A 17,395-nucleotide genomic window follows, 5' to 3' on the forward strand; every position below is an offset into this window, starting at 1 on the left:
ATTTACGCTAATTTGTTAAACACTCTGGCGATTCGCCCGCTACCGCTGGCCTGCACAGGAGATTCGTTAGCGGCAATATAACAAGATTCACCTGGCTTCAATGTTATCTGCTGCTGGTCTTTGTTAAGTACGGTTTCACCTTCAACACAAAAGACGATCGCTGCACTATGTTGGGATAAAGTTTGTGGGGCAGATGATAATTCATGTAATGAGAAAGCGAAGTCATCGACCGGAATAGGGAAGTTAAGCTCGTTACCCTGCACGACAGGCTGAGTCAGTAATGTTGAAGCTGGCTTTGACTCAAATTTAAGATTAGCCAGTAACTCAGGAATATCGATATATTTGGGGGTTAAGCCAGCCCGCAATACGTTATCTGAGTTGGCCATGACTTCCAACGATACACCTTTAAGATAAGCATGTGGCGTTTGTGCGTATAAGAACATGCCTTCGCCGGGCTGTAGAGTGATGACATTTAGCAGCAGAGGCGAAAACAGGCCGCTGTCATCTGGGTAGTCAACCGCAATACTGCCGATCGTTTCCCAAGGTTGGCCGCTGTGGGTTTTCAGCGCGGCGCGTAATATATCCAATGCCTGCGTTTTTTGAGCGCCTTGCATGCTCAACAGACTGGCGAACAGCGTTTGCAAATGTGCCATATCCGGTTGTGCAATAAAGGCATCAATGTCTGGATGTGCGCCCGCAACGCCTTGCAGCAGTGATTTTATTTCCGCCAACTCACGGAACCCATTCATTGCCTGGAATGGTGTTAATGCAAAAACCAGCTCCGGTTTATGATTCGGATCTTTGTAGTTACGCTCAGCGGCATCCAGCGGAATGCCCGCTGCATTTTCTTTAGCAAACCCAACCTCAGCGGCGGCTTTGCTTGGATGAACTTGAATAGACAATGCTTGCTCGGCACAAAGTACTTTGAACAAGAAAGGCAGTTCGCCAAAACGTTCAGCTACGCTGCTACCCAGATTACCAACCAAATCTTTAGAAATAAGCTCGCGCAATGACTGCTCTTTGCCATTCTCATCCTTGATAGTCGAACTGCTTTTCGGATGGGCGCCCATCCACAGTTCTGCCATTGGTTTGCCTTCCGGGTTAGGAACGCCATACAGCGAGGTTAAGGCATCCGTACTTCCCCACGCGTAATTTTGTACATTGTTATTCATCTTTTTCATTTATTCATCCCGTGATGTAGAAATAAGATCCACAGTAAACAATTAGATAGGTTGTTTATCAACTGAATATAACTAAAAAAATTCTGAAAATTACACCCCACTATTTTATTAACAGGACGTTCTAAAACTGTGAAATGTGGCATGATGGTAGCCGCCGCTGACAGTTCATTCTGAGAGTGGGGCGTCATCGGTAATCTGCAACTTACGACTTACTTTATACGATGTACTAAGGAGAGACAGTAATGGCAGCGAATCGCATTGAAAAAGACTCAATGGGTCCTATTGAAGTTCCGGCTGATAAACTCTGGGGCGCACAGACGCAGCGCTCACTCGAACACTTCCGTATCTCGCAAGAAAAAATGCCTACTGCGTTGATCCATGCACTGGCGCTGACTAAGCGAGCTGCAGCCAGCGTCAATATCGATTTAGGTCTTCTGCCTGCTGAGCGTGGTAATGCCATTATTAAGGCTGCCGACGAAGTCTTAGCAGATAAACATACTAGCGAATTCCCTCTGTCAATCTGGCAAACCGGCTCCGGTACGCAAACCAACATGAATATGAACGAAGTGTTGGCCAACCGTGCGAGTGAGATCCTCGGCGGTGAGCGTGGCGACGCCCGCCTGGTGCATCCGAACGATGATGTCAATAAAAGCCAGAGCTCTAATGACGTATTTCCTACCGCTATGCACGTCGCGGCGGTTATCGCAGTACGCGAGCACCTACTGCCAGAATTAAAAGTTTTGCACAAAACGTTGGTGGATAAATCCGAAGCTTTCAAAGATATCGTTAAAATCGGTCGTACCCACCTACAAGATGCGACACCGCTGACACTTGGTCAGGAAATTTCCGGCTGGGCGGCCATGTTGGCGCATAATCTGGTACATATTGAAGCCAGTATCCCGCATATTTCTGAATTGGCATTAGGCGGTACCGCGGTAGGTACGGGATTAAATACCCATCCAGAATATGCGGTTCGCGTAGCGAAAGTATTAGCAGAGTTAACCAAGCAGCCGTTTGTCACCGCACCCAATAAATTTGAAGCTTTGGCAACCTGTGATGCCTTAGTTCATGGGCACGGCGCGCTTAAAGGACTGGCGGCCTCTTTGATGAAGATTGCTAACGATGTGCGTTGGTTATCTTCTGGGCCACGTAGCGGCATTGGTGAGATTTCTATTCCAGAAAATGAGCCTGGAAGTTCCATTATGCCGGGTAAAGTTAACCCAACGCAGTGCGAAGCGATGACCATGCTCTGTGCTCAGGTATTGGGTAACGATGTGGCGGTCAATATTGGCGGGGCGTCAGGTAACTTCGAGCTTAATGTTTTCCGTCCGATGGTTATCCATAACTATCTGCAATCTATTCGCTTGCTGGCGGACGGTATGCGCGGCTTTAATGAGCACTGTGCTGTCGGTATTGAACCTAATCGCGACCGCATTACTCAGTTGCTTAATGATTCCTTGATGCTGGTGACGGCGTTAAATACCCATATCGGCTACGATAAAGCGGCTGAAATTGCCAAGAAAGCCCATAAAGAAGGGCTGACGTTGAAAGCATCCGCATTAAAACTGGGGTATTTGACTGAAGCCCAGTTTGACGAGTGGGTACGCCCAGAAGATATGGTCGGCAGCATGAAAAAATAAGTCTTTGGACTGATTATCCTGAGCTAACGAAGATAAAACTAAAGCCAGCCAATACGCTGTTTGCAAAAACGGTATTGCTGGCTTTTTTGTTACTGCTATTCGACGTCTAAAGCGGATAATCGGTATAAAGATGCAGGCGTTTAATCAACAAATTAAGCGGTTGGCTTTCTGGTTTGTATTTATGCCTAATCGTCGTTACATCGTAATGATTTAATTCACCTAGTTTTGGCAACTGAAAAATGTCGCTGCGTAAACACAGTGCGATTAACGGTGAAGGGCAGGGGTGTTGTACTTGTTTTTGACTATCGCGATACCATACTCGGGCAATAGGTTGTACTTTTACCGGCCGTTTGATTTTTAACACCGCACTGGCGGGAATTTTTTTTACATCAATAATTTCTCGCGTAATGTTATCAATCCACTGTTCACGGCTATAAGGCGGAACCGCTCGTCCAGCCTGCAAACTTTTCTCTAATTGCGCCAAAACCTCATCTCGGGTGATATTTTTAATAATATTTTTATTCGCCCAGCCAAAGCGCACAGAGTCCGGGTCTTGTAAGTGAACAATAGTACGATAGGCGTTTAGTGTAATCAGCCCATGTAGATGGCGGTGCACAAATTCAAAACGATCTTCGCGCGCCAGCCCAGATTCTACGGTCACAATATGTTCTAACTCAGCTTTGCGTTTATTCACTTCCTCGATCAGCAATAGGGCAGCGCGTTGTTCACGGCTATCGACGGCGTAGCACATTACACCTGGCAAACGTACGGCGGATTTACTGCTGATATTCATCGCGTTGTGATGGATGAATAGACGTTGAAAGTGTTGCAACCCTAGCTGGTGGGCGGCCTCACCACTATAGGGCGTGACATTGATTTGTAAGGCAGGATCATGCTCCGTACCTTTCTCGATATCGGGAAGAACAAAGGCGCGAGCCTGTAATAGCTCTAGTTGATTCAAGAAGCGTTCTAAGTCGGTTAACGCCAGTTCTAACTCCTTAAAACAGTCGTTCATTCGACTTATCATGTCGTAACCTGCCATATCCCCTCCGATTTTAGTTACAACATACAGTGTAATGCATTATAAATAATCGTGCACACCTCAGCAGCGTAAATAAATTCATTTCTACAGCTGGTTAGAGGGAAGTGACTGTATTCAAAGGGGATGAGTGATTGTAGCGGTGCTTCGCCAGCACCGCATAGAGATATTTACAACGTCATGAATTGATAACGGCGCGGGATTCTGGCAAACGCATTAGCCGGGTACCGACCAACATCCCCAGGCACAGCATCACGCAAATATATGCAGTGATCCCGTACCAGCCAAAACTATGCCAGAAATAGCCGCCTAGTGTACCGGCCACGCTGGAGCCTGCGTAGTAAGAGAAGAGATATAAAGATGAAGCCTGGCCTTTTGCGCGGCGAGCGCGTCTGCCGATCCAACCGCTGGCAACGGAGTGCCCGGCAAAGAATCCGGCGGCAACCAATGCCATACCAATGAAAATAATCCATAGAGAATTAAATGCCGTCAGCAAGATACCCACTAACATCAGCATAAAAGCGCCGATCAACACTGGACCACGCCCGTAGATTGTGGTCAATACACCGGCTTTTGGCGATGTGTAGGTTCCCAGCAGGTAAACAATGGAAACCAGGCCGATTATCGCTTGGCTCAAATTATAGGGGGCAGAGAGCAGGCGGTATCCAATGTAGTTAAACATAGTGACGAAGCCGCCCATCAGTAAAAAGCCTTCGGCGAACAACAAAGGCAATCCGTTATCACGCCAATGCAGTTTGAAGTTGATCAGCAATGTACGTGGACGCAAAGAGCTGCTGCGAAAATGTCGTGAAGGGGGCAAAATTTTCCAGAACATTAAAGCAGAGGCGAGCGAAAATACCCCAATAACCGCCAGGGCCACACGCCAGGAAACGTAATCAGTCAATACTCCGGTGACTAAACGGCCGCTCATCCCGCCAATTGAGTTACCGCTGATATATAGACCGATAGAGAAGGCCACCATACTCGGGTGGATCTCTTCACTTAAATACGTCATCGCCACCGCAGCAACACCGCTTAACGACAATCCAACCAGTGCCCGCATCAGCAAAACGGCATGCCAGCTACTGACCAGAGTACAGATAAGCGTACAGCCAGCAGCCAGTAACAAAGCAACAACCATGACATTTTTTCGACCAACGGCATCAGAAATAGGCCCGGTAAAGAGCAGGCCAATTGCCAATAAACCAGTGGATAAGGAAAGTGCGAGGCTGCTTGCGGCAGGTGAGACCCCGAATTGCTGCGATAAAATTGGCATAATGGGTTGCACGCAATAGAGCAGGGCGAATGTTGCCAAACCAGCAGAAAATAACGCGAGTGTCACCCGCATAAAGGCAGGTGTGCCGCGTTTTATAAAGATATTCTTATTATTCTCGTGATGTACAACACCGATGTCATCGGCAGTCTTTGTGGTGGAATGCTGCTGTAAATCATCATCATTAACTGATTGATTTGCCGACTGGGGGACAGATCGACGGCTTGGCGTATTCACTCAATTTCCTTAGCAATCCGATTGGATAAATTGTGAAAATATTACTCACTCCCCATATTTTTATCTAATATATTGATTCATCATATTTGATATCTTAAACCTCTTAATGCTGGAAATATGCACAATATAGAATTACGACATCTGCGATATTTTATTGCTGTTGCTGACGAGCTCCATTTTGGGCGGGCAGCAGAACGGCTGCATATTTCACAACCTCCGTTAAGTCAGCAAATACAAGCACTAGAAAATCATATTGGTGCGGTTTTATTCCAGCGTAATAACCGCAATGTCAGCTTGACGCAGGCGGGTGAGGTATTCCTGAAAGAAGCGAAACAGATCATTGCGCGCGTCGAAGAAGCCTCAAATACGGCATCCAGAATTCATCGCGGCGAAGAAGGTACTGTGACGCTAGGCGTGACGTCTTCCGCACCATTTCTGCGCAGGGTATCCCACACGTTGCAGCGCTTTCGCATGCTATATCCGAAAATAAATGTCCGTATTGAAGAGTTAAACAGTCAGTTGCAAGTTGAGCCATTACTTGAAGGTAAACTTGATGTAGGGATTATGCGTAAAAGCGTATTGCCAGATGTACTGCAACATCATTTATTGCTATCTGAATCTTTGGTGGCAGTGGTTCCAGAAGCTCACCCTTTAGCCACGTTGCCAGAAGGGACGCTGCGCCTGACAGATTTAGCTTCACAACCTTTTGTTTTCTTCTCCCAAGAGGTTGGGACATCGCTTTATGATGCTATTCTCAAACGCCTTGCGCAATCTGGAGTGACACCCTTTATTACTCAAGAAGTTGGGCAGGCATCTACTATTATTGGTCTGGTGTCAGCAGGACTTGGTGTATCAATTTTGCCCGCGTCTTTTAAACGTATTCAGGTAGATGGTGTGCGCTATTTACACTTTGCTGAAACAGATATCAATACTGATGCGTGGCTAGTTCATCATGCCCGTCGCCCGCTGACAACCCCAGCTGCCACTTTAGTCAAAATGATGATGGCCGATAGCAACACTTATTAATTGCAGTCTTGCCAAGGCAAGCATGGGCGTGAGGAACGGCGATATTATCGGCTATAATTTATATATTTCTCTGCATTGTGTGCACCAAATCACATAACTAATCAAATAGTTGACGATGTTTTTTAAAAGCTCCAACATAGCATTACTATTTATTTAGAAGCGCGAAAAATACTAGGAGCGGGCTCTGTGATAGCTGATGGGCAGCCTGGACATATTGACTTGATCAAGCAAATAAACGCCGGTGCAGTTTATCGGCTAATCGATCAGTTTGGTCCAATATCGCGTATTGAATTGTCTAAAATGGCACAGCTTGCGCCGGCAAGTATCACTAAAATTGTCCGCGAATTATTACTGGCCCATCTAGTGCAAGAAACGGAGTACCAGGACCCTGGTAGCCGAGGGCGACCGGCGATTGGACTAGTTTTGGATACACAGGCCTGGCACTATCTTTCTGCGCGCATTAATCAGGGCACGTTGACCTTAGGACTGCGTGATTTGAGCAGCAAGCTGGTCGTCGAGGATGTGTTACCTCTGCCCGTTGAAAGCAGCGAACCTTTCCTCACACGTATTATTACGTCGATAGATCAATTTTTTATCCGTCACCAAAAGAAACTAGAGCGCCTGACTGCTATTGCTATCACCTTGCCTGGAATGATAGATGCGCGAGAAGGTATCATTCAACGCATGCCATTCTATGAGGCTGAAGGTGTGCCTCTTGGGCCCGCGCTTGAAGCGCATACCGGGTTATCTGTTTTTGTACAGCATGATATCGCCGCCTGGACAATGGCTGAAGCGCTATACGGCGCTTCACGAGGATTTAATAATGTTATCCAGGTCGTCATTGACCACAATGTTGGCGCCGGGGTAATTACCGGTGGCCGAGTATTGCATAGCGGCAGCAGCAGTGTCGTTGAAATGGGCCATACTCAGGTTGATCCTTATGGTAAGCGCTGTTATTGCGGTAATCATGGCTGTTTAGAAACGGTAGCCAGCATCGATAGTATCTTAGAGCTAGTACGTCATCGCCTGAGCTTGACGCCACATTCACAGCTTAATCATCAGCCGCTAACGGTTGAGTCATTATGTGAGGCGGCAAATCAGGGCGATATTATGGCTCGTGATGTGATTGCGAATGTTGGACACAGCGTCGGGCGTATATTGGCAGTTATGGTTAATATATTTAACCCGCAAAAAATATTAATCGGTTCACCACTCAATGCGGCAAAAGATATCCTTCATCCGGCTATTATCTCCTGCATCCAACAACAATCACTGCCAGCATACAGTGACAATATGCGTTTAGAATCAACGCAATTTTATAACATCGGCACAATGCCTGGCGCGGCTTTAGTAAAGGATGCACTCCATAATGGTTCTCTGTTAGTCAAATTATTACAGGGGTAATTCTTCGATATTTATCCTTCATTAGTTCTATTTTATTTATTGGTCAAAGATTTAAAAGTCATTGATCAATAATTATCATATAAAACAACCCTCCATAACATTACCTCGCAAAATATTGCTGTTCACACAAACATTGCGCTAACGCAAATTGTAATCATTAATGATGCCCTAGACTTAGGCCAATTAATCCGTGTGTCTTCGTTAAGATTTATGCGAACGCTCTTTGTTAAATCGTTCGTCTTTACTAATAGTAAGGTGAGCGTAGGAAAGGAGTATCAACATTATGATTACGCGATTTTTTGTCACAGGGACGGGATCTCGGGTTGGGAAAACCATTGTGAGTCGGGCCTTGCTGCAGGCCGCAGCTGGTAAAGGTAAAACGGCTATTGGCTATAAACCTATTGCTACAGGATGTGGAGCCTTGGCCGAAGGCGATAAAAGTAAAGATGCGGTAATTTTGCAAAATTCATCATCTATTTCTTATCCTCTACGTTCCATTACTCCTTTTGCTCTCATCAGTGAGGATATTTATGCGAACGAGACGCCTGAGAATATTTTTGATGTAATGACCGAGGGTTTAAACTTCATGGGCCAGGAGGCCGATGTTGTGATGATTGAAGGTGGCGATGGTTGGCGAACACTAATAACGCCTCAATGCTATTATTCTGATTGGGTAAAGCAGTTAAATATCCCGGTTATTTTGGTCGTAGGCATCCAGGAAGGCTGCGTCAGTCACGCATTATTAACGGCACAGGCTATTTTTGCAGATAAATTACCCTTTGCCGGATGGGTCGCCAATCGTATTAATCCAGGTTTGGCAAACTACTCAAAAACTATTTCTATATTACGTGCGAATCTCAATGCACCTTTATTAGGAGAAATTCCTTATTTATCTCGGGCTGAAACTCGAGATATGACCAAGTTTATTGATTTATCTACGCTAGAAGAGCGTGTTTACGTTTGACGCATTAAAGAGCCATGCCCCGAAGGCCATTCTATAAAAAGACAATCAGCATGGGAAAAGAGGTGGGGTATAAACGAAATGGCGGCCCGTTGGCCGCCATTAATACAAGCGATGTTACTGGGCAGGCGCATCCTGGCTGGTGCCAGTTTTCGGACTAACAGCGTCGCTATTATCCCCAGTTTTGCTGTAAACAATCTTCTGTGTATCATTTTGGCAGTGGCCCACAACTTGCCCACCTGCTTTATCGGCCTGGTCATTGGCAACGATTTCTAACGTGAATCCAGACTCTGGCAACCCATTGGCGACAATTTTTTTGGTGATATCAGCTTTAACACTCTCACACGATGCTTGGGCAGCGATAGGTGCGAGGATTGAGACAACTAAACCAGCTAACAGAATCTTTTTCATAGTTAATTCCTTTAAAAGAATACGGATTCAAAAATTGACGTTCCAGAGTGCTAAAACATGCGCTCGGAACCGTTACTGAACCATCAATTCACGACCGGTTCGGCGGTCTAAGCAGCGTTGTGTATTTGGTTCCCAATACGCGCCAACATTACTACTCGCGTTGCAGCTATCACGAGTCTCTTTAGCATTGTATTGTTTGTCAGAGTCTTTTTCATCACGTGCGTACTGCTTATCGGCATGAGCAGAATCGCGAACAAACTCTTTTTCGGCACGTTGATTTTGCAGTTTGCGCAAATTACGAGTGGCATCCCACTGTTCTTTGTTCTCACGAGCTTCTTCTCTGCTTAACGCGTTATCCCCACCTGCACCGCTAAAGACACAACTGCCATTAGCGCAATTTACGTTCGCAGCATGGGCAGATATCTGCCAGCTAGCAGCAAAAACCAACAATGTGATTGGCAGCATGCGGCGTAACAGGCCAGAGGTAAACGTTGTATTCATTAACTAATCCTTTTAAATTCACAATTCGCTAAAACGAATGCGCTAATTATAACACCCTAGCTAAATACGTCACCTATCAGATAAAGTCCATCCTGTTTATGCCAAACTGCTTAGGTCTGAAGATTACGCAGGCTAAACAAGATCGCTAACGACTCTGTTGTTTGCAGTATGATTGAATAGCTTATCTGAACTCACGGATTCACTGTCACTATGATAAAAACAACCTTACTTTTTTTCGTTACCGCACTTGCTGAAATTATTGGATGTTTTCTACCTTATATGTGGTTGCGTAAAGGAGGGAGCATATTATTGCTTTTCCCTGCAACGCTCAGCTTAGCGCTATTCGCCTGGCTTTTGACGCTGCACCCAGCTGCCAGTGGCCGAGTCTATGCGTCTTACGGCGGTATTTATGTGGTCACATCGTTAATTTGGCTAAGATATGTCGATGGCGTCAAACTGGCAACGACCGATTGGCTGGGCGCTTGTGTCGCGTTGGCGGGGATGTTGATTATTATTTCGGGCTGGAAATCCTATTAAAGCGAATGAGCCTTTAGAAAGCGAAAAGGGCGTCGCAATAAAACGGACGCCCATGATTATCATCGCTATGGCTTAAATAGCTAACTTACCAAACTTCGCGGCTGACTCGCAGACCAGCAAGCGACTGACTAACCGGCATCATTTCAATGCTATTGATATTTACGTGAGCAGGCAGGGTTGATACCCAGAACACGGATTCAGCAACATCTGCTGCGGTTAATGGATTGGTATTGTCGTAAACCTGGTTAACTTTTTCTTCGTCGCCTTTAAAACGCACGCTTGAGAATTCGGTTCCACCGCACAGGCCTGGCTCAATGTTAGTCACTCGTACTCTGGTACCAAACAGGTCAGTACGCAAATTCAGGCTAAATTGGCGTACAAAGGCTTTGGTTGCACCGTAAACATTACCGCCGGCATATGGCCAGTTACCCGCTGTGGAACCAATGTTGATGACGTGACCAAGGTTGCGCTCGACCATGCCAGGCAGCACAGCGCGTGTCACGAGAACTAACCCTTTGGTATTGGTATCAATCATGGTTTCCCAATCTTCAACGTTGGCTTTGTCCGCACCTTCCAGACCCAGCGCTAAACCGGCATTGTTTACCAAAACATCAATTTTTTGTAGTTCAGCAGGTAGCGATGCGATAGCCGCATCAATAGACGCGCGATCGGTAACATCTAATTGTGCAATATGCAGCGCGTCACCCAGCTCAGCCTTCAACGCTTCAAGACGCTCCTTGCGACGACCCGTAGCAATAACCTGGTGCCCGGCTTGAACAAATTTACGTGCAATCTCTGCGCCAAATCCCGCCGTCGCGCCGGTAACAAAAATAATCATTCCGCATACCCTTAAAGTTGATGTCTATCACACTAATTAATGGTTTGTATTATTAACACATTGGCAATGCCATCGGCTAGTCGAGTTGGTTCTAAAGATAGACCGGCGCTAGCCTGGCTTAGTTCTTATCTTTTGTTGGTTGCGGTGACGAAGAAACCACCCCTGATTTTTTATGCCGAATTTCATCACCATCCGTCGCGCTGAGCGTCAAGCTATCGATAATGGCCAGCAAGGCGAGTATTCCAACCAGCAAAAACGCCACATGAAAACTCGGTAAAACCGCCCCTTGTTCGGTGGGATAGAAATAATCAGCAAAACGCAGCGCTAAAGCACCAAAGGCAATACCAATACCCGCCGAAAATTGTTGTGCGGTATTAAATAGGGTATTGGCGCCAATCATTTTCTCCGCCGGGATCTGGGAAAAGGCCAGAGTATTGAGCGCGGTAAATTGCATTGAGCGCGTCATTCCGCTAACAAACAGCAGTAGCAAAGTCAGTGCCGTAGGCACTTGCGGGGTTAGTAATGCGCAGGCAAAAATCGTCAAAGCGTTAAGTAAGCCGTTAATCACCAATACTGTACGGAACGGAAATCTGTGCAGAATGGCTGAGGTAAAAGGCTTCATTACCAGATTCCCGGCAAATACCGCCAGTACCAGCAGACCGGCATTGAAAGCACTCATGTCGTAACCGAGTTGGAATAACAGCGGCAACATAAACGGCAGGGCATTGATGGCAATGCGAAACAAAGAGCCGCCGAATACAGTGACGGCGTAACTTTTTATTTTCAACGCCACCAAGGGGAGTAAAGGATGGGGGCTACGCAATGAATGTCGCACGGCTAAAACACCGAGTAGCACACTAGCCGCCAGAATGACGCCAGGTAACCAGCCGGCCTGATGATTTTGACTGAACATATCTAAGCCGAACATTAATCCAAGGCAGGCGCTGCCAGTTAAAATAAAGCCGGTAAAATCGAAAGGGATCCCTTTTTCTCCCTGCTGTTGAGGAATTAAACGCAGACTAAAGAACAAAGCGAAAATGCCCAGCGGAACATTTAAAAAGAATATCCAGTGCCAAGAGGCATAAGTAGTAATAAATCCGCCAATCGGCGGGCCTAATACTGGTGCAACTAAGCCGGGCCAGGTAATGGTGGCAACAGCACGAATCAAGTCTGCCTTCGAAATACTGCGTAATACAACTAAACGACCTACCGGCACCATCAATGAACCGGCAAAGCCTTGTAGCATTCGTGCTGCGGTAAAGCTCGTTAGGCTGGTACTGAATGCACAGAGTATTGAGGCTAAAGTAAAGAGGACAATCGCAGAGGAAAATACATATCGAGCACCGAAACGATTGGCTATCCAACCGCTGGCGGGGATGAATACGGTTAGTGTAAGAATATAAGCGGAAATACCAATATTCATATCAACGGCAAGCACGTTGAATGAGCGCGCCATCTGCGGCAATGCGGTAACAATCGCCGTTGCATCAAGGTTTTCCATAAAGAAAGCACCGGCAACTAAGAGAGGCAAAGCAGAACCGGCAGGAAATAAGCGCACTTTCATAACATCATCAACCCACATGATTTGAGCAATGTGCTGAGCATATCTCATAGCGTGATGTTTGCGTTGAAAATAATCATCGACTTGCTTGATTTTCTTTACATATTTTTGAAGAGAGACCCTCTGCGGCCTCTCTGCGGTCCACGATTTACAGATTAACCGTCACACCGAACTGTTTTTGCTGCAGCGAAAGCGGAGGCGCTTTTCGCCACTTGCCTAGTAGCACATTGTAATGCTGCTGTTGCTGTTGGTACTGACATCCTTCGCTAGGTTGGAAAGGGGTTAACCAATAACATTTTTTAGCTTCTACATTCTCTAAGCGGGGATTCGGTTGATAATCATAAGGCGTGATAGGGTGATGAGTCTGCATTTTATAAGCGACCTGAGACACGATCTTTTTTTGCTGCTGCTCCTGTGGGTCAGGGTGTGAGTTGGCAGACGCTATGGATATGTTTGCAGCACATAGGGTGATTATTGTTGTAAAAAGTAAATGGTTGAGAGGCATTAAATAGGCTGACTTTTCCATGTTATTTTCCTTTCTTAGTTATTCCACTGCTGAAAAACGAAAGTGGGAACTGTTTTCAAGCCTTTAGTAATAAAATAAGACATGGAAAGTCTAATAGTCAGAGGGGAAAGAAATGTCACATAACATGCTGGTATTGCAGTATTTGGGCACGGAATATCAAAGCAATAGCCCAAAGCGCTACATACCATTAATTTACTGTGATTGACCGTGCTCAAAGACGACGGTTATTTTTCCGATATTGCGCGGGAGTGACGTTTAACTGACGAATAAAAGCACGGCGCAATATATCGACGCTAGAAAAACCACATTGTGCCGCAATTTGCTTCGGCGCAAGTTCAGTCGACTCTAATAAATGACGTGCGTGGCTAATGCGCTGCTGATCGAGCCATTGTGCTGGGGTCAGTTGCAGCTCTTGCATAAAAAGTCGGCTAAGATGACGAGCACTCAAGCCAATATGTTGGGCTAAAGATTGCATATTATGCGGTTGATCTAGCGTTGCAATGGTCCACCGCTGAAGTTCTTGTAACGCTGAACGACCAGAAAGATTAGCGTTACCGTGGCGACTAAATTGCAACTGCCCTCCGGGACGTTTAAAAAACATCACCAACTGAGCCGCCACTGCAAGCGCGACATCGCGGCCCACATCTTCCTCGACCATCATTAATGCTAAATCCAGACCAGAGGTCACTCCTGCGGCGGTTCTCAGCGGCCCATCGGCAATACATATCGCGTCAGCCTCAACCTGCACCTGCGGATACTCTTCGGCTAATCGCCCAGCGACGGCCCAATGCGTAGTCACGCGTCGCCCGTTGAGTAATCCCGCTTCTGCCAGCAATAACGCGCCACTGCATACCGAACCATAACGCCGACTGCGCTGTGCCTGTTTCACTAAGGCATTTGTTAACCCGCTATGACAGCGGTAGTCATCAATGTTTGGGGCACCGGCGACTAAAAAGCTATCAATTGGCGTCGTATCCCGATCGCTGATTGACATATCAGCCATGATCTTAATGCCAGAAGATGTGGTGATATTTGTGCTATCAAGGCCCATCACTCTTGGGCGATATAATATTCGCCCCAACTGATTATTTGCCTCGGCAAACACATCCAAAGGCCCGGAAACATCGAGCATTTGCACGCCGGGTACGGCCAAAATCACCATCTCTTTGATCATTTTCCTGATTCCATGTCTGACATACTCATTATGTCTTGATAGGTCGCATTGCGACGATTGTCGACATTTAGTTTGAACTTTATCGTATCTACATGCAATCCATTGTGGAAAGCGACAGGAGAAATGACATGAAATTAAATATCAACGGCATCTACATCCCCGATACGGCGATGGCGCGTGCAGCAACTGAATTAGTCAGAGACACTGAGTCTGATTTGTTATTTCACCATTCAAGCCGCGTTTACTACTGGGCGGCATTGGCAGGACAACAACGTAATATTCAGGCCGACCCAGAACTGCTCTACATCGGCTGTATGTTCCACGATATGGGCTTAACTCATGAACATTGCAGTTGTGATCATCGCTTTGAAGTCGACGGGGCGAATGTCGCCCGCGATTTTTTGCAGCAACACGGGGTTAACCAGCAGGATATCGATAAAGTATGGACGGCAATTGCGTTGCATACCACACCGGGTATCCCTGAATTTATGGACCCAGTTATTGCGCTGGTAACTGCTGGTGTTGAAATGGATGTTCTGGGTATCAACTACGCAGGTTATGACTCCAGCATTAGAGAACAAGTGGTGGCTGAACATCCTCGGGGAGATAACTTCAAAGAAGAGATCATTCAGGCATTTTATGAGGGGATTAAGAATAAACCACAGACCACGTTCGGCAATGTAAAAGCCGATGTTATTGCCGATAAAGAGCCGGAATTTGTGAAAGGTAATTTCTGCTCGATTATTCGTGCATCGCGCTGGGCCCGCTAAGAGGATTGAACTGCTCTTATCCGTTTTTCAGGATAAGAATAACTGTAGATAAAATATAATACCCCGCTCAAACTGCCTCTGAAATGGATATTTGGAGGCGTTTTCCTGTGATGATTTACAGCGATAGCTCAGATTACCCGCCAAAATACATGCACGATTCTAATGTGCCATTATAATGAATTCTGCCCATTGGGGCCGTCATCTATACGCGATGCATTATTCATTGAGTATGTGGCTTTTTTTTGAACACCATCTCGTTTCCTTAAAGTTTATTATCAGCCCTATATACTATAAAAATTGTGTTTTTATTCATTTCTATTAAGGACGTTGAGTGAATCGTATTCTTTTAATTATGTGGGTTGGAGGATATGCACTTTTATGGAGTCTGGTGACAATTAGTCTGGATCCGACAGTACCATACGATGCTATAGAAGCACTCAACTGGGCGCAAAATGCTGAATGGGGTTCCCCTAAAAATCCGTGGTTAGTTGGCTTGGCCATGCGACCTGCATTGTGGATGACAAACGTCCCTCTTAATGTTTACTGGTACGCGACACATTTTCTTGCCATTGCAATTGGCATGGTTGGCAGTTGGTTACTGGCAAAGTATCTCAGTGGAAGTGAGCGTCTTGCGTGGCTTGCATTACTGACACTCAACCTTTCGGGTGTGATTAACTTTGATATTATCAGCTATAATGATAATTACTTGCTGGTTATGCTATGGCCGTGGATGATGCTATTTTTCTTTCTGGCAATTACCAAAAATCCGAATTGGTGGTTATTATTTTCCGTTGCGGCGGGTTTGGCAACAATGGCTAAATATTCAAGCCTGGCGTTTGTGGCCTCTGTCTTTATCGCAACGCTAATTGTGCCAAAGATTCGACAGTGCTATCGCTATCCTGTTTTTTATATTTCACTCCTTATAGGTTTGATTCTTATCGCCCCCAACATGTACTGGCAATGGGAACATAACTTTGTCGCATTCCGCTGGGTAGACTCACAAATTAATAACCAGTTTAACCCTGGATTATTTATTAATATTCTGAGTATTTATTATCCTTTAGTGATCTTATGGTGGATATTGTCGCGCAGTAAAGCCAGCGTAAAATGGCCACAGCAGCCTTTTAATCAGGTAATGCTGCTAACGTACCTATCACCGCTGCTGGTTATTTTTGTGTGGTTCCTTTTCCATCAGGGCGGCAGATTGACCGAATGGCTACAGCCGTTCTTCATTCTGGCACCCGCGTTATTTGTGAGTTGTGTAGATAACACCAAGGTACAACCGGTGCGCGGTGGATACATCGGGCTAATAAGTACAGGTTGCCTGCTTCTGGTTGGGTATTCAGTTGTAATGCTAACCAATGTTGCTAATGCTGGACAAAAAATGAATGGCATCATTCCGTTCAGCCGCGAACTCGGCCAAGTGTGGCAGCAACGTTATGGCACACCGATAAGCTATGTTGGCGGTGAATATTTAGCCGAGTGGCTAACGTTCTATGTTCCTTCGCGTCCCAAGATCATTACGCCGTGGAGTAATACTTCTGAGCCCAATGTTTATAATGCACACATCCGCCTTGCTGATATCAGACGCTCAGGTGTCATGCTGATTGGCCAGTCAGAGGGGAAGTGTTCTGATATTTCATTCAAGAAAGTGATGCAACAGTGGCCACAACTGCGGATCGATGCAATAAGCCAGGTCACATTCCGGCTGGACAACAAGCATGATAGCTATCCGCTATGTATTGGTTTTGTGAATCCAGAAGAGTAAACAAATGGGAGGGCGCCTGTAGAGCCATTTAGCCTGCAGGCGTCTTCCTGTTTTAGACATAATTACCCGTCGTACTTAGCGCTGTCTCTGCACTGGCTTGGCTCGCCATGCCCTATTAATTGTGGGCTAAAGCCGTACAAATTTAATCATAAACAGTTCAGTGATCCCGGGATAAATATCAGTAATGGTTGTTCGTAGCTGGGGAAGGGACATATTCTCTTGGCGTGCGTGGTCATCGTTAAGTTCTGATAATTTGACCGGTTGCACTGCCAGTACTTGTATATCGCAGAAGTACACATCATCTTCATGACGAGAAACGCGAACTTTATCACCGGCCTGAAAATCTGATTCACTATGGTCACGTAGAGTAATCGTTTTGCGATCCGCTAAAATATCTGCCTCAAATCGACTAAAAAAAGTCATAGACTTCATTGTGGTACCTTTATTTTTGTCACTTGAACCCATAAATTTGCCAGGATGATTGGCCTGTAATTGTCGGCGAGCAATCGTCAGCAGCGAAACTGCCAGCATGTAAACGGCCTAAAAGG

Annotated in this window: 17 protein-coding genes; 7 read left to right on the forward strand and 10 right to left on the reverse strand. The window is 45.9% G+C overall.

Translation table 11 applies throughout. The features are described from left to right. Positions 1–2: 2 nt before the first annotated feature. Positions 3–1,181: a mannose-6-phosphate isomerase gene (manA, locus tag ACL9RG_RS11510; RefSeq protein ID WP_422792752.1), complete on the reverse strand. Its 1,179-nt coding sequence runs from the start codon at positions 1,179–1,181 to the stop codon at positions 3–5. A 242-nt stretch (positions 1,182–1,423) separates the two neighbouring features. Between manA and fumC the strand changes: the two genes are divergently transcribed. Then, positions 1,424–2,821 carry a class II fumarate hydratase gene (gene fumC, locus ACL9RG_RS11515; RefSeq protein ID WP_422792753.1) on the forward strand — a complete coding sequence of 466 codons (1,398 nt, stop codon included), beginning with the start codon at positions 1,424–1,426 and terminating at the stop codon, positions 2,819–2,821. A gap of 106 nt (positions 2,822–2,927) precedes the next feature. On the opposite strand, the gene tus is transcribed toward fumC, so the two are convergent. Both tus and ACL9RG_RS11525 read right to left on the reverse strand, forming a co-directional pair. Beyond that, a complete protein-coding gene (gene tus / locus ACL9RG_RS11520; RefSeq protein WP_422792754.1) occupies positions 2,928–3,863 on the reverse strand; it encodes a DNA replication terminus site-binding protein in 936 nt (311 codons plus the stop codon). Between the two features lie 175 nt (positions 3,864–4,038). Continuing rightward, positions 4,039–5,271 carry an MFS transporter gene (locus ACL9RG_RS11525; protein WP_422792843.1) on the reverse strand — a complete coding sequence of 411 codons (1,233 nt, stop codon included), beginning with the start codon at positions 5,269–5,271 and terminating at the stop codon, positions 4,039–4,041. Positions 5,272–5,487: 216 nt separating this feature from the next. Here ACL9RG_RS11525 and ACL9RG_RS11530 point away from each other — a divergent pair, with 216 nt between their 5' ends. From ACL9RG_RS11530 to bioD, 3 genes are all read left to right on the forward strand, one after another. Further along, positions 5,488–6,396, forward strand: coding sequence for a LysR substrate-binding domain-containing protein (locus ACL9RG_RS11530; RefSeq protein ID WP_422792755.1), 909 nt, complete (start codon positions 5,488–5,490; stop codon positions 6,394–6,396). 186 nt (positions 6,397–6,582) lie between these two features. Continuing rightward, entirely contained in the window at positions 6,583–7,800 is a 1,218-nt protein-coding gene (gene mlc / locus ACL9RG_RS11535) for a sugar metabolism global transcriptional regulator Mlc (RefSeq protein WP_422792756.1), read from the forward strand. A gap of 283 nt (positions 7,801–8,083) precedes the next feature. After that, complete coding sequence (bioD, locus tag ACL9RG_RS11540) at positions 8,084–8,764, forward strand: dethiobiotin synthase (RefSeq protein WP_422792757.1); 681 nt, start codon at positions 8,084–8,086, stop codon at positions 8,762–8,764. Between the two features lie 114 nt (positions 8,765–8,878). Here the strand turns inward: bioD and ACL9RG_RS11545 are convergent, their stop codons facing one another. Then, entirely contained in the window at positions 8,879–9,172 is a 294-nt protein-coding gene (locus tag ACL9RG_RS11545; RefSeq protein ID WP_422792758.1) for a DUF1161 domain-containing protein, read from the reverse strand. 72 nt (positions 9,173–9,244) lie between these two features. After that, a complete protein-coding gene (locus ACL9RG_RS11550) occupies positions 9,245–9,673 on the reverse strand; it encodes a DUF1283 domain-containing protein (protein ID WP_422792759.1) in 429 nt (142 codons plus the stop codon). A 210-nt stretch (positions 9,674–9,883) separates the two neighbouring features. Between ACL9RG_RS11550 and ACL9RG_RS11555 the strand changes: the two genes are divergently transcribed. Then, a complete protein-coding gene (locus ACL9RG_RS11555) occupies positions 9,884–10,210 on the forward strand; it encodes a YnfA family protein (protein WP_422792760.1) in 327 nt (108 codons plus the stop codon). 85 nt (positions 10,211–10,295) lie between these two features. Here the strand turns inward: ACL9RG_RS11555 and ydfG are convergent, their stop codons facing one another. The 4 genes from ydfG to ACL9RG_RS11575 all read right to left on the reverse strand — a co-directional run bounded on the left by ydfG (position 10,296) and on the right by ACL9RG_RS11575 (position 14,309). Continuing rightward, complete coding sequence (ydfG, locus tag ACL9RG_RS11560; RefSeq protein WP_422792761.1) at positions 10,296–11,048, reverse strand: bifunctional NADP-dependent 3-hydroxy acid dehydrogenase/3-hydroxypropionate dehydrogenase YdfG; 753 nt, start codon at positions 11,046–11,048, stop codon at positions 10,296–10,298. A 118-nt stretch (positions 11,049–11,166) separates the two neighbouring features. Further along, positions 11,167–12,612 (reverse strand): MFS transporter, encoded by a 1,446-nt coding sequence (locus tag ACL9RG_RS11565; RefSeq protein ID WP_422792844.1) that lies wholly within the window; start codon positions 12,610–12,612, stop codon positions 11,167–11,169. A gap of 145 nt (positions 12,613–12,757) precedes the next feature. Then, positions 12,758–13,135, reverse strand: coding sequence for a hypothetical protein (locus ACL9RG_RS11570; RefSeq protein ID WP_422792762.1), 378 nt, complete (start codon positions 13,133–13,135; stop codon positions 12,758–12,760). A gap of 211 nt (positions 13,136–13,346) precedes the next feature. Next, complete coding sequence (locus tag ACL9RG_RS11575; protein WP_422792763.1) at positions 13,347–14,309, reverse strand: GlxA family transcriptional regulator; 963 nt, start codon at positions 14,307–14,309, stop codon at positions 13,347–13,349. A 128-nt stretch (positions 14,310–14,437) separates the two neighbouring features. On the opposite strand from ACL9RG_RS11575, the gene ACL9RG_RS11580 reads away from it, so the two are divergent. Both ACL9RG_RS11580 and ACL9RG_RS11585 read left to right on the forward strand, forming a co-directional pair. Next, entirely contained in the window at positions 14,438–15,079 is a 642-nt protein-coding gene (locus ACL9RG_RS11580) for an HD domain-containing protein (protein ID WP_422792764.1), read from the forward strand. A gap of 331 nt (positions 15,080–15,410) precedes the next feature. Further along, on the forward strand, positions 15,411–16,847 hold the full coding sequence (locus tag ACL9RG_RS11585; RefSeq protein ID WP_422792765.1) for a glycosyltransferase family 39 protein: 1,437 nt from the start codon (positions 15,411–15,413) through the stop codon (positions 16,845–16,847). Between the two features lie 126 nt (positions 16,848–16,973). Here the strand turns inward: ACL9RG_RS11585 and yqfB are convergent, their stop codons facing one another. After that, positions 16,974–17,279, reverse strand: a complete 306-nt coding sequence (yqfB, locus tag ACL9RG_RS11590) for a N(4)-acetylcytidine aminohydrolase (RefSeq protein WP_422792845.1) — start codon at positions 17,277–17,279, stop codon at positions 16,974–16,976. Positions 17,280–17,395 lie beyond the last annotated feature (116 nt).

This window comes from Rouxiella sp. Mn2063 (assembly GCF_049319665.1).
Lineage (GTDB): Bacteria > Pseudomonadota > Gammaproteobacteria > Enterobacterales > Enterobacteriaceae > JBMOUD01.